The organism is Salicola sp. AFF1, assembly GCF_056783195.1.
In genome coordinates this window covers 15,951-28,340 of sequence record NZ_JBXAYL010000032.1, presented here as the reverse complement: position 1 = coordinate 28,340, position 12,390 = coordinate 15,951, and the positions used below count along the sequence as shown (strand labels likewise).

Genomic DNA, 12,390 nt, shown 5'->3' with positions numbered 1-12,390 from the left:
CCCATCGGGCTTCCTGCAAGAGAAGAATTTCGCGTTATTATGCCAGAATGCGGTTTCTACCGCGCAGACTCCTAGGTAGTAGTGCGCACTAACATTCTACCACCTGCTTGAATAAGCTGACGTCACCCTGTCGATAATCGCTGGACCGGCCGGGATTATCCCCCCACCGAGGAAATGAATCATGGAAAAGAACCCGAACAAAGGGTATGTCGCACTGTTGGGCTGGAGCCTTAACGCCGTTGAGGCTTTGGAGTCTTTTGACCGCCGGTATGTTGTCGTAGCGCCGGCATGGGCCGAAGATTATTGCAGGGAGCACGGGATTCCGTTTCTGTCCTGGGACTTTGAGCGTTTGAACGATTGCTCGCTGGAGATCGCCGAAAAACTGAAAGGGATGGGCGTGAACGTGGCCATTCCCCTGTTCGAGGAAACGGTGGAGTGGGCCGGTGCGATCAATGCCGTATTAATGGACAACCCCCGCCTGCACGGCCAGGCCGTACTCATGCGTGACAAAGCCCTGATGAAGCGCCGGGCGCAGCTGGGCGGTATTCGTGTGGGCATTTTTGAGGAAGCGCACGACAAGGAGGACGTCACCCGTTTTCTCAAGCGGGTCAACCAGACCCTGCTCAAGCTGGATGGGGACCCGGAAGACCCGATCCACCTGAAGGCATTCGACAAGGCCGGCTGCCTTGGGCACCGGGTAATCCGATCCCCCGAGGAAGTGGACACCATTCCGGAGGAAGAGTTCCCGGTATTGATGGAGAGTCATCTGGACGGCTGGGAGTTCGCCGTCGAGGCCTGGATCCATGAGGGCAGGATCAAGTTCCTCAACATTTCGGAATACGTCACTCTCGGTTACTCGGTGTTCGTGCCGGCCACGCCGGAGCTGGAAAGCTGGCGCACGTTGATCACCCGGGAGATCGAGAAACTGATCAAGGCGTTCGACATTCAGTTTGGATTCATTCACCCCGAGTACTTCGTGACCAGTGACGGCACCATGTACTTCGGAGAAGTAGCCTACCGGCCACCCGGGTTCAAGGTATTTGAGCTGCTGGAACGGGCCTACGGCTTTAATGCGTATCAGGGCATGGTGCTTTGCTTTGACCCGATGACAACCGAAGACGAGATCAATGCGTTCTTTCCGCGAGAGGTGGTCGATGCCAAGGGGCACGCCGGCTGTTTTGGTGTCTACCCGCGCCTGCGTGTGGTCAACCGCCTGGCGGTTCCGGAAGAAACCGAAAACGATCCCTATTTCGAACGGCACGAACTGACCCCGCCATTGGAGGAGACCGTGACCAAGCGCACCGCTTTCGGAACCCATTGGGGCCTGGTCTATTTCTTCGGTGAGGACCCTCACCGCCTGCGGGACCTGCTGAAACACCAGGAGGAGCTGGACTTTTACGTCTGAAACGGTTAGCAAACGGTAACACGGCTTAATGCCCGGGGCGCTCCGTCCTTGTTAGGATAGAATTGAGTCCGTAAAAGAGACGGAGAGGACCATGGCGAGTGTGAGTAGTGCAGCAGCTGCTGTTACGGCGCAAAAGCAGGCCAACCTGCATCAGGATGTCCAGATCGCCGTGCAGAAAAAGGCGATGGATCTGCAGCAGGCAAGCGTCAGTCAACTCCTGAACGCGCTGCCGCAGGCCGGCGGTGCCCAGGACGCTGCAGCTGGTGCCGCCAACCCCTCAGAGGCTGTGGGCGGCACCGTCAACGTAACCGTTTGAAGCGTCTGAGCGGTTTGATGGGTGCTGCCCGTCGAACCTTGTTGCAGGGCGTTCGTCATTCCCTCCCTCAGTCAGTCTGGCCCCAGGCAACTCCCCCCAAAAAGCTCAACAGGTCACCGCTGATCCCAGCATCAGCCAAAGCCCGGTGATCCTGGAGTCGGTCGCTGTAATGTCATCAACATCCCCAACGTCGTGGCTTCCTTGCCATAAGGCCGAGGAGCAGGCCGGCGAGAAAACTGGGCGGAACCGTTGATTGATTGAGCAATTAACAAATTTGTTAACATTATTTCACAATTGGTATGTCAATGTTCAAACTGTATGGCATTTCAATTACCGTCAAAATACTCAACACATAACGGTTGAGTAACTATCAATTAAAAAACTACTCAAAAGGAATGCCCAATGAACGGAGATTCAATGACAGGCTTTAAGAATGCCCTCCGAACACGCTGGCGTAGCGTCGCTGTGGCGGGCGCTGTGCTGTTTTCGACGGCGGTCCCTGCGACCGCGGCGGAGATGGCGGCCTACTACGATGCGCCCCAGTCCCGGCAGATCGATGGTCAGTACATCGTTGTCATGGAAGATGACAACATGAGTGGCCAGATGGGGACCCAGCAGTTCCAGAAAATGACAGCGCAACGGGCAAGCTCGGTTGCCAGCGCCGTGGATGGGCAGGTGCTTCACACCTTCGGTCGTCTTCTGCACGGCTTTGTCATGGAGCTCGACCAGAGCCGGCTCAATGAGCTGCGGCAGCGCTCCGACGTCAAGTACGTGGAAGAAGACCAGATAATGCACGCCTACGAGGTGCAGGAAAACGCCACATGGGGGATTGACCGTGTGGATCAGCAGCAATTGCCGCTGGATAACAGCTACGAGTACAACACAGGGGCGAGCGACGTCCACGCCTATGTCATCGACACTGGCATCGATCTCGACCACCCGCAGTTCGGCAACCGGGCGGAAGCCGGCTTTGACGCCATCGGTGACGGTCGCAATACGGAAGACTGCCAGGGCCATGGAACCCACGTTGCTGGCACCATTGGCAGTGAGCGGTATGGCTTGGCCAAGGACGTTAACCTGGTCGCGGTCCGGGTTCTGGGCTGTGACGGTAATGGCTCCAACTCCGGTGTCATCGACGGTGTGGAGTGGGTAGCGGAAAACGCCGAACTCCCTGCCGTGGCCAACATGAGCCTGGGTGGCGGTGCCTCGCGAGCTCTGGATGACGCGGTCAATAACGCCATCGATCAGGGGATTACCTTTGCCGTGGCGGCTGGCAACTCCGACGTTGACGCCTGCGGTGGGTCGCCCAACCGCGTGGAGCGCGCCCTGACCACTGGTTCGACCACCAGGAACGACGCCCGCTCCGGTTTTTCCAACTGGGGGAACTGCGTGGATATCAACGCGCCCGGTTCCAACATCACCTCAGCCTGGTTGAATGGTGGTACCAACACCATCTCGGGAACCTCGATGGCGTCTCCCCACGTTGCCGGCGCCGCGGCCCTGTACCAGAGCCAGAATCCCGATGCCGCGCCGGCAGAGGTGTTTGATGCCCTGGTCAACAGCGCCAGCGAGGGCCAACTCTCGAACCTCAGGGGGTCACCGAATCGGCTCCTGTTCACGGAATTCGGTGGGGGCGATGATGACGACGGCAATGGCGACGTCGTGGAACTGACCAATGGTAAACCGGTCACCGGCCTGACGGGGGACGCTGGTGACAAGAAGCGTTTCACGCTCAATGTGCCCGCCAATGCCGAGAACCTGAGGTTTGAAATGAGTGGCGGAAGCGGTGATGCTGACCTGTATGTGCGTTTCGGCCAGAAACCGACTACGAGCACCTACGACTGCCGCCCCTGGCAGGAAGGCAATAACGAAACCTGCCAGATCAGCACCGTTCAGGGTGGTGTCTACCACGTGATGGTTCATGGCTGGGAGCGTGGCCCTGGTTTCGACGGTGTCTCGCTGGTTGGCAGCTTTGAAGGCCAGGTTGGTAATGAAGCCCCCACAGCGGCGTTCGGCCACAGTGCGGACGGTCTCTCGGTCACGGTTGACGGCAGTGACAGCCGCGACAGCGATGGCCAGATCAATGCCTACAAGTGGGATTTTGGTAATGGCCAGACAGGCAGTGGCGAGACAGCCAGCGTCACCTACGGTGAAGCGGGTACCTATGACATCACGCTGACCGTGATGGACGAGGATGGCGCGGAAGATGCGACCACCCAGCAAGTCACGGTAGAAGCCAATGACGGTGCCCAGGCACCCTGCCAGGCGTGCTCCCTGTTCGAGGGCAGCCTTTCCGGGCGTGGGGACAGAGATACCCAGCCCAACGGCAGCTATTTTGAGGCCAGTGGCTACGGCTCTCACCGGGCATGGCTCAAGGCACCTGACAACGCTGACTACACGGTGACCCTCTATTACTATAACGGTTATGGCTGGAATCGGGTTGCACAGACCCGGAGCCAGGGATCCGTAGCTGAGCTCTCCTACTTCGGGCGCTCAGGCTACTATACCTACATGGTCAGCTCGAACAGCGGCCAGGGCGACTACGATCTCTGGATCCAGAGCCCCTGAGGCACGGTTCTTAACCGTGACGATCACGCCCCGCATCGGAAACGATGCGGGGCGTTTTTGATTCCGGAATTCAGGGGCTGCCCGGGAACAGGTCCATCTGTTTGCCCTGCGGGGGCTGGAACCTGCCGGTGTCCAATGGCTCTTCCTCATGGGCGTTCAGCCCGAGCGCGCGGCACTGGCGCTCGAAGCGTTGCCGGTAAAGCTGCGCGAGAACCCCCGTTCCCGTCATACGTTGCTCCCAGTTGCTGTCATTGGTCTGGCCACCCCTCAGGTCGCGGATGCGGTTCATGACATGCGTGGCCCGCTGCGGATAGTGGCGCTGCAGCCAATCCTCAAACAGAGGGGCGACCTCGTTGGGTAAGCGCAGCAATACCCAGCTTGCCCGCTGGGCTCCGTTTTCCGCGGCGGCGCTGAGCATGGCTTCCATTTCATGATCGTTGAGGAAGGGGATGATGGGGGCGGTCAGAACACCGGTTGGGATGCCCGCATCAGTTAGTTCACGTAGAACCCGTAAGCGGGTGGCTGCCGCCGTGGCTCTGGGTTCCAGCTGTCCTTTGAGGTGATTGTCCAGTGTGGTGAGGGTTACGCGCACCGAACACAGGCCCATTGCCGCCAACTCCGCCAACAGGTCCTGATCCCGCAGGATCAGGCTGCTCTTCGTGATGATGGACACCGGATGGCGGTATTCGAGCAGCACTTCCAGAAGCCGCCGGGTGATGCGGTGCTCCTTTTCCGCTGGCTGATAGGCATCCGTGTTGACGCCCAAGGCAATCGGCGAGGGTTGATAACGTGGCTGGTCCAGGGCCGCTCTGAGGCGATCGGGCGCGTTGGTCTTGGCCTGGATCCGGGTTTCAAAGTCCAGGCCGGGCGAGAGCTCATGATAGCTGTGGGTCGGCCGGGCGAAACAGTAGATGCAGCCATGCTCGCAGCCCTGGTAGGGGTTGATGGACTGATCAAAAGGGACGTCCGGCGATGCGTTGGTACTGATGACGGTGCGCGCCTGGACCGACCGGATTTCGGTATTCAGGTTGTGCTCGCTCGGGGCCGTGTGCCAGTCATCCGCCTCAGCTGGTTGACTGTGGTGCGGCTCAAAACGGTGGGGGATATTGTGGTTTGCGCCGCGAGCTTTCATAGCATCAGAAACTGTATGTATAAACAGTACTGTAAGGGAGATCCCTGACGCCGTCAAACCACCCTTTTTTTCGGGGATTCATAGCGCCATAATTTGAGAAATTGCTAATGTAAGTTCCCCGGAGGCCCTATGGAACTTGACCCCGTCCTGCTGTCGCGAATCCAGTTCGCGTTTGTCGTCTCCTTCCACGCGATCTTTCCCGTTTTTACCATTGGCCTGGCGTCGTTCATCGCCTTTCTTGAAACCTGTGCCTATCGGACCGGGAACCCGCTCTACACGCGGCTTTCGAAGTTCTGGATCAAGGTCTTTGCCGTTGTGTTCGGTATGGGCGTGGTCTCGGGCATCGTCATGTCCTTCCAGTTCGGGACCAACTGGAGCAACTTCGCTCAGGCAACCGCCAACTTCCTGGGACCGGTCCTCAGCTATGAGGTGATAACCGCCTTCTTTCTGGAGGCTGCCTTCCTGGGCATTCTCCTGTTCGGCCGTGACAAGGTGCCGGCCGGGGTCTATCTGTTCGCGGCATGTATGGTGGCGATTGGTACCTTCATCTCGTCGTTCTGGATACTGGCCGCCAACAGCTGGATGCAGACACCGGCCGGCACCGTCATGGAGGACGGCATGCACCAGGTCGTTTCCTGGAGCGCCGCGATCTTCAGCGCCTCCTTCTGGTACCGCTTTGTGCACATGGGGTTGGCATCCTTCCTGACCGGTGGGTTTGTGGTGGCCGCGCTCAGTGCCTGGTTCCTGTTGAAGGGGCGGGAGGTTGAAGCCAACCGGCGAGCGCTTTCGATGTGCCTTTGGTTGCTGTTGATCATTGCACCGGCCCAGCTATGGGTTGGGGATCTGCATGGACTTAATACTCTGGAGCACCAGCCCACCAAGGTTGCTGCGATGGAAGGCAACTGGGAGACCTCCAGCCATGTTCCGCTGCTTCTGTTCGCCTGGCCGGATCAGGCTGCTCAGACCAACTACTGGGAAGTGGGTATTCCGGGGCTGGCCAGTCTTATCCTCAGGCATGACGTTGAAGGGGTTGTGCCGGGGCTGTCGGCCGTTGAGCCGGACAAGCAGCCGCCCGTGCTGCCGGTGTTCTGGTCCTTCCGGGTCATGGTTGGCTTGGGCATGCTCATGATCGCCTTTGCCGTGCTCGGCCTTGTGCTGCGCGCCGGGGGCCGCTACTGGCAGAGCCGCTGGTTCCTGAAAGGCCTGGTCCCCATGGGGGTGGCGCCCTTTGTGGCTGTGCTGGCGGGTTGGTTCGTGACCGAGATGGGGCGTGCGCCCTGGCTGGTTTACGGACAGATGACCCATGCCGAAGGCGTGACACCGTCACTGACCGGCGGCATGGCGCTGTTCTCGCTGATTGGCTACATCGTTGTCTACGCGTTGGTCTTTACCGCCGGAATCTATTACCTGGGCCGGGTCTTCGAAAGTGGCGTTGAAGGCGAGACTCAAGAGCAGGTGGATGATGAGGTCGAACGTGCCAAGCGGCCCTTCTCGGCCGCTCATGTGCCATTGGAACACGAAGGGGGGCAGGCCTGATGGAACCGTTTGACCTGACACTGATCTGGGCAGGGATCATCGCCTTTGGCGTGATCATGTATGTGTTGATGGATGGCTTTGATCTGGGCGTTGGCATTCTATTTCCGTTTGCGCCTGATGAAACGTCCCGGGACCTGATGATGAACTCGGTGGCCCCGGTCTGGGACGGTAACGAGACCTGGCTGGTGCTGGGAGGGGCGGGGCTTCTCGCGGCCTTCCCCATGGTCTACTCCATCATGTTGCCCGCGCTCTACATCGGGGTTTTCCTGATGCTGGCGGGTCTTATCTTCCGGGGTATCGCGTTTGAGTTCCGCTTCAAGGCCAATCGGTCGCGTTATCTCTGGAACATTGCCTTTGCGGGGGGCTCCACGCTGGCCGCGTTTGCGCAGGGGGTGGTCGTGGGCAAATACATTGAAGGCATCCAAACGGCTGATGGTGTCTTTGTGGGCGGCCCGTTCGACTTCGTCACACCATTTACCGTGCTTACCGGCATTGGTCTGGTCGCCGGTTACGCGCTGCTTGGCAGCACCTGGACGCTGATGAAAACAGAAGGAGCCACCCAGGAATGGGCAAGGCGTATGGCACGGCCGCTGCTGCTTACCGTATTGGCAGTGTTCGCCATCATCAGTCTATGGACCCCCTTCATTGACCAGGCGGTCTACGAGCGCTGGTTCTCCCATCTCCACGTGATCTGGGTGCTGCCGGCTCTGGCGCTGTTCTGCGCCTGGAAGATATGGCAGGGCCTGGCACACAAGCGGGAGGGCATTCCCTTTGTGGCGACCATGGGGATGTTTGTTTTTACCTACCTGGGGTTGCTGGTCAGCAAGTGGCCTTATGTGGTCCCGCCCGAGATTACGCTCTACGACGCGGCCTCTGCCTGGGAGTCGCAGCTGTTCCTGTTGTTGGGGCTGCTGTTCGTGATCCCGATCGTACTTACCTATACGGCGTGGACGTACTGGATCTTCCGGGGCAAGGTGCGCGCCGGTGACGGCTACCACTGATGCCCGTGCGGCCGGCCGGTGGCTGAGCCAGTGGGCGGCCCCGGTCCGGGGCCTTCTGGCTGTCTCGGTGCTCGCCGGTGCTGTGCAGGCCCTGGCAATGATCCTCCAGCTGGGGCTCATGGCCTGGTTCGTGGATCAGCTGGTGGCACATAACCAGCGTGTTTCTCTAATCCCGATCGCCGCCATGCTGGTTCTGGCCATCCTGGTTCGCGCGGGGGGGCAGTGGCTCCAGGATCGGGCCGGATTGAGGGCCGGAGACCGGGTGCGTGGCCAGGTGCGGCGGGCGCTTCTCCAGGCCTGGCAAACGGCTGGCCCGGTTGGTCTCAAATCCAGTGACTCGGGGCGGCTTGCGAGCGAGTGGACCGAGCAGGTGGATGCGCTGGAGGGCTACTACGCCCGCTACCTGCCACAGATGGTGCTGGCGGTGGTCGTGCCTCTTATGGTCCTGATTGTGGTGGCGGCACTGGATTGGCTCGCAGCACTGTTCCTGCTGGTGGCGGCACCGCTGATTCCCCTGTTCATGGCGCTGGTGGGGATGGGCGCTGAGCGCATCAACCAGCGCCACTATGAGTCGCTGGCGCGACTGTCCGGGCATTTCCTGGATCGCCTCCGCGGACTGACGACCCTTCAGCTGTTCGGTCGCAGTGACGACGCTGTGGCGGATGTAGCGGGAGCGACGGATGATTACCGCCGGCTCAATATGGCCACGCTGCGTGTCGCGTTTCTCTCCTCCGCCGTTCTGGAGTTCTTTGCCAGTGTGGCCATCGCGGCGGTGGCCATCTACGTGGGGTTTGGGCTCCTGGACATGATCGGCTTTGGTCCGGCCAGCGGGATGACCCTGTTCTCCGGGCTTTTTGTGTTGTTGCTGGCGCCCGAGTTCTTTCAGCCCCTGCGGCTGCTTTCCCAGTACTACCATGATCGCGCCGCCGCACTGGGGGCCGCGGCCCACCTGATGCCGCGCCTGGCGGAACCCGCTGAGCATGCCCCCGGCGCTGCTCAAGCCATGGGCGGTGGCGGTGAGGTTGGCGGAATCCGGGTTTCCAACCTGTCGGTCGTATGGCCTGGCCGGCCACCGGTCTTCAGCAACCTGGCGCTGAACCTTGCCCCTGGCGGGACGCTGGTTGTCACAGGTGCTTCTGGGGTTGGTAAGTCCACGTTGCTGGCCGTGCTGGCCGGTTTCGTGACGCCGCAGGAGGGTCAGGTGCTGGTCGCAGGGCAACCACCGGGCTGTCAGCCAGTGGGCTGGATGGGGCAGCGGCCCTGGCTGGTCACTGGCAGCTGGCGGGAGAACCTCCGGCTGACGGCCCCCGATGCAAGCGATGAGGCCATGCGTGAGGCGTTGTGGAAGGTGGGGCTGGAGGTGGTTCTGGATGCCAGGCCCGAGGGCCTGGATGCCCATCTGGGGGAGGGGGGACTCGGGATTTCGGGGGGGCAGGCGCGTCGTCTGGCCCTGGCCCGGCTGTTGCTGACGCCCTCGCCGGTGATGCTGCTGGATGAGCCCACGGCGGGGCTGGATTCGACCACGGAAGCAGAGGTTGTTGAAGCGTTGCGGGGGATCCTGGGCGATGAGGGGCGCACCTGTGTCATCGCCACCCATCAGCCGGCGTTGAAAGCGTTGGCCGACCGCGAGCTGGCCCTGGATACGGAGGCGGCGGATGGGTGAGCTCCTGCCCTGGCTGCGCCTGTTGAAGGGGCACCGGCTGCAGCTGTTGGCTGGCTTGATGCTGGCCCTGGCCACGATCCTTTCCGGCCTGGGGTTGCTGGCGCTCTCCGGCTGGTTCATCACGGCCACTGCGGTAACGGCGGCGGCCTGGGCCGCGGGCATGAATGCCAGTCTCAATCTCTATGCGCCGGGCGCAGGAATCCGTTTCTTCGCGCTTTCCCGCACGGTCAGTCGCTACCTGGAGCGCCTGGTGCATCACGATGCCGTTCTCAGGTTGCTGGCCGATATCCGTGTGCGTGTGTTCCGGGGCTTGGCCGGCATGGATGACCGGGTTCGACGGCGTCTGGGGTCGGCGGCCTTCCTGGGGCGTCTGGTCGCGGATGTGGACGCACTGGATAACCTCTATCTGCGCCTGCTGGCGCCGCCTGTGGTGGCCTTGCTGGCGAGCCTGGTGGCGGCGGGGCTGGTCGCCCTTTTCGCGCCGCTGATAGCGGTGGTGATGGTGCTGGTTCTGCTGCCATTGCTGGGCTTGTTGACGCTGGGAGTGGCGCTGGCGACCCAAGGGCCGGGGGTTGCCGGGGTGAAGGCGTCTGAGCGGCTGCGGGTGCGGGCTCTGGAGCAGCTTGAAGGCATGGCGGAACTGGCAGCCGCTCACCGTCTCCAGGACGATCAGAGGCGGTTGGCCGGAGAGGAGGCGTCGCTGCGGGAGAATCAATACCGCCGTTCGGCGCGTGTCGTGGATGCGCAGGCATTGAACACCCTGGTCCTGCAGTTGCTGGTGGTGGTTGTCCTGCTTCTTGGCGGCCAGGCCTGGCAGAGTGGGCAGGTCTCGGGGCCCGTGATGGTGATGATGCCTTTGGCCGTAATGGCGCTGGCCGAAGGCTTTGCCGCGCTGCCCATGGGATTCGCTCGTTGGGGGACGACCACCGCCTCCGCCGCCAGGCTGAACGCAAATAGCGCGCAAGTCCCGAGCGCCTTGCCCGAGGCGGGAGAACGGGTGCCCAAGCATCCTGAACTCAGCTGGTCGGGCATTACAGTGGCGCAGGGGGTGATGCCGGTGTTCCGGGACTTCAGTCTTTCACTGGCCCCATGCGAACGCGTGGCGGTGACCGGGGCCTCAGGGTCCGGTAAGTCGACGCTGGTGGCGCTGGCCACGCGCACGCTGGCGCCGGATGCGGGGGCCGTTCTGGCCGACGGGCGGACGATTCAGGCATTCCAGCTGGCGCAGTGGCGCAGCCGGCTGGCGGTGCTGACCCAGGATGCCCACCTGTTCGATACCTCTGTGGCGGATAATCTGCGGATCGCATGCCCAGCGGCAAGCGATGAGCAGCTCTGGCGGATTCTGGAAGCTGTGCGGCTGGATGGCCTTGTGGCCGCGTTGCCGCAGGGGCTGGAGACCCTGGTGGGTGAACGGGCAGGGCGGCTCTCCGGGGGCGAGGCACGGCGGCTGGCGCTGGCTCGCACGCTGCTCAAGCCCGCACCGATCCTGATCCTGGACGAACCCTTCACCGGCCTGGACCGTGACACCCTGGCCGGGGTTTGGTCGGGCATCCAGCCCTGGTTGGAAGGGCGTTCGTTGCTGCTGTTGATCCATGAGCTGACGAGCCTGGTGCAGGTGGATCGCTCTATACGGCTTGGCCGCTGAACGGCAGCTCGGATCGCACCTGCTCGGCGTAGGCCCGCACCGCCGCCGCTTCGCGCTGGCAGAAATCCGCCACGGCGGGACGGAGCTGTTTGTCGTTAACCCAGTGGTAGGACTCGAAAAGCTCCGGCTGGAAGCCGCGCTTGAGCTTGTGCTCGCCCTGGGCGCCTGCGTCAAAACGGGTCAGACCCCGCTCAATGCAAAGGTCGATGCCCTGGTAGTAGCAGGTCTCGAAGTGGAGCTGGTCGTATTCGTCAAGGCACCCCCAATAGCGGCCATAGAGGCGTTGGTCGTCGTGCAGGAACAGGTCGGCGGCGCAGTAGCGCCCCTGGTGGACGGCCATGACGAGCGTGAGCTGCTCCGGCATCCGTTCCATAAGGTACTGGAAGAAGGCGCGGTTGAGGTAGGGCCGCTGGCCACGCTTGAGATAGGTGGCCTGGTAGAACACGTGGAAGGCTTCCAGCGCCGCTTCGGGAATGGCATCACGGCCACTGAAGTGGCGGAACTCGATTCCCTGGTCCCGTACCGTGCGCCGTTCCCGCCGGATCTGTTTGCGCTTGCGTGATTTGAGGCTGGCGAGAAAAGCCTCGAAATCGGCAAAACCGGGGTTATGCCAGTGGAACTGGCAGCTTAGACGGCGCAGCCATTGGTCCTGTTCCAGGCACTCACGGGAGCCAGGATCCGGGAAAAGCAGGTGCCAGCTGGAAAAGGCGCCCGTCTCCATTTCGGACCGGATTGATGCCGTGGCGTCCACCCCGGCCTGCCTGCCATCCGTATGGCGGTGGCGCAGCAGGCGCGGGCCTTCGCAGGGGGTAAACGGAATGGCGCTCAATAACTTGGGGTAGTAATCACGACCGTACTGGGCCCAGGCTTCGGCCCAGGCCCAGTCGAAGACGTATTCACCAAAGGAATGATCTTTGGAGTAAGTGGGCAGGGCAGCTGCGATTCCGCCTCGCTCGTCCCGTTCAATCCAGTGGTGGGGCGTCCAGCCCGTGGCGGTGGTGGTACAGCCTGTTGCCTCCAGTCCATACAGGAATTCATGGCGCAGGAAGGGGGAGTCTGTGCCCTGGAGCTGGTTCCATTGATCGGGATCGACCCGAGCAAGGCTATCAGTGAACGCCATTAAC

At 61.6% G+C, this 12,390-nt stretch carries 9 protein-coding genes; 7 read left to right on the top strand and 2 right to left on the bottom strand.

The annotated features are described in order from the left end of the window. Window positions 1-181: 181 nt before the first annotated feature. The 3 genes from AC1RQI_RS15115 to AC1RQI_RS15105 all read left to right on the top strand — a co-directional run bounded on the left by AC1RQI_RS15115 (window position 182) and on the right by AC1RQI_RS15105 (window position 4,289). Window positions 182-1,405, top strand: a complete 1,224-nt coding sequence (locus AC1RQI_RS15115; RefSeq protein ID WP_481905455.1) for an ATP-grasp domain-containing protein — start codon at window positions 182-184, stop codon at window positions 1,403-1,405. Window positions 1,406-1,496: 91 nt separating this feature from the next. Then, entirely contained in the window at window positions 1,497-1,721 is a 225-nt protein-coding gene (locus AC1RQI_RS15110) for a YjfB family protein (protein WP_481905454.1), read from the top strand. 417 nt (window positions 1,722-2,138) lie between these two features. Further along, complete coding sequence (locus tag AC1RQI_RS15105) at window positions 2,139-4,289, top strand: S8 family serine peptidase (RefSeq protein WP_481905453.1); 2,151 nt, start codon at window positions 2,139-2,141, stop codon at window positions 4,287-4,289. 70 nt (window positions 4,290-4,359) lie between these two features. Here the strand turns inward: AC1RQI_RS15105 and AC1RQI_RS15100 are convergent, their stop codons facing one another. Beyond that, window positions 4,360-5,421 (bottom strand): PA0069 family radical SAM protein, encoded by a 1,062-nt coding sequence (locus AC1RQI_RS15100; RefSeq protein WP_481905452.1) that lies wholly within the window; start codon window positions 5,419-5,421, stop codon window positions 4,360-4,362. A 129-nt stretch (window positions 5,422-5,550) separates the two neighbouring features. On the opposite strand from AC1RQI_RS15100, the gene AC1RQI_RS15095 reads away from it, so the two are divergent. The 4 genes from AC1RQI_RS15095 to cydC are packed head-to-tail and all read left to right on the top strand — an operon-like array spanning window position 5,551 to window position 11,266. Continuing rightward, entirely contained in the window at window positions 5,551-6,957 is a 1,407-nt protein-coding gene (locus AC1RQI_RS15095; RefSeq protein ID WP_481905451.1) for a cytochrome ubiquinol oxidase subunit I, read from the top strand. Next, a complete protein-coding gene (cydB, locus tag AC1RQI_RS15090) occupies window positions 6,957-7,958 on the top strand; it encodes a cytochrome d ubiquinol oxidase subunit II (protein ID WP_481905450.1) in 1,002 nt (333 codons plus the stop codon). Before AC1RQI_RS15095 ends, cydB begins: the two co-directional genes overlap by 1 nt. Further along, a complete protein-coding gene (gene cydD, locus AC1RQI_RS15085; RefSeq protein WP_481905449.1) occupies window positions 7,942-9,621 on the top strand; it encodes a thiol reductant ABC exporter subunit CydD in 1,680 nt (559 codons plus the stop codon). The genes cydB and cydD overlap by 17 nt, the downstream gene beginning before the upstream one ends. Continuing rightward, window positions 9,614-11,266, top strand: coding sequence for a thiol reductant ABC exporter subunit CydC (gene cydC, locus AC1RQI_RS15080; RefSeq protein WP_481905448.1), 1,653 nt, complete (start codon window positions 9,614-9,616; stop codon window positions 11,264-11,266). Before cydD ends, cydC begins: the two co-directional genes overlap by 8 nt. On the opposite strand, the gene AC1RQI_RS15075 is transcribed toward cydC, so the two are convergent. Next, window positions 11,247-12,386 (bottom strand): GNAT family N-acetyltransferase, encoded by a 1,140-nt coding sequence (locus AC1RQI_RS15075; protein WP_481905447.1) that lies wholly within the window; start codon window positions 12,384-12,386, stop codon window positions 11,247-11,249. The two genes, cydC and AC1RQI_RS15075, sit on opposite strands and share 20 nt — an antisense overlap. Window positions 12,387-12,390: the final 4 nt, after the last annotated feature.

What these genes read in the sequence shown, in the direction of transcription:
- AC1RQI_RS15115 (WP_481905455.1), top strand. Translation starts at nt 182, where the DNA reads ATGGAAAAGAACCCGAACAAAGGGTATGTCGCACTGTTGGGCTGGAGC.
- AC1RQI_RS15110 (WP_481905454.1), top strand. Translation starts at nt 1,497, where the DNA reads ATGGCGAGTGTGAGTAGTGCAGCAGCTGCTGTTACGGCGCAAAAGCAG.
- AC1RQI_RS15105 (WP_481905453.1), top strand. Translation starts at nt 2,139, where the DNA reads ATGACAGGCTTTAAGAATGCCCTCCGAACACGCTGGCGTAGCGTCGCT.
- AC1RQI_RS15100 (WP_481905452.1), bottom strand. Translation starts at nt 5,421, where the DNA reads ATGAAAGCTCGCGGCGCAAACCACAATATCCCCCACCGTTTTGAGCCG.
- AC1RQI_RS15095 (WP_481905451.1), top strand. Translation starts at nt 5,551, where the DNA reads ATGGAACTTGACCCCGTCCTGCTGTCGCGAATCCAGTTCGCGTTTGTC.
- cydB (WP_481905450.1), top strand. Translation starts at nt 6,957, where the DNA reads ATGGAACCGTTTGACCTGACACTGATCTGGGCAGGGATCATCGCCTTT.
- cydC (WP_481905448.1), top strand. Translation starts at nt 9,614, where the DNA reads ATGGGTGAGCTCCTGCCCTGGCTGCGCCTGTTGAAGGGGCACCGGCTG.
- AC1RQI_RS15075 (WP_481905447.1), bottom strand. Translation starts at nt 12,386, where the DNA reads ATGGCGTTCACTGATAGCCTTGCTCGGGTCGATCCCGATCAATGGAAC.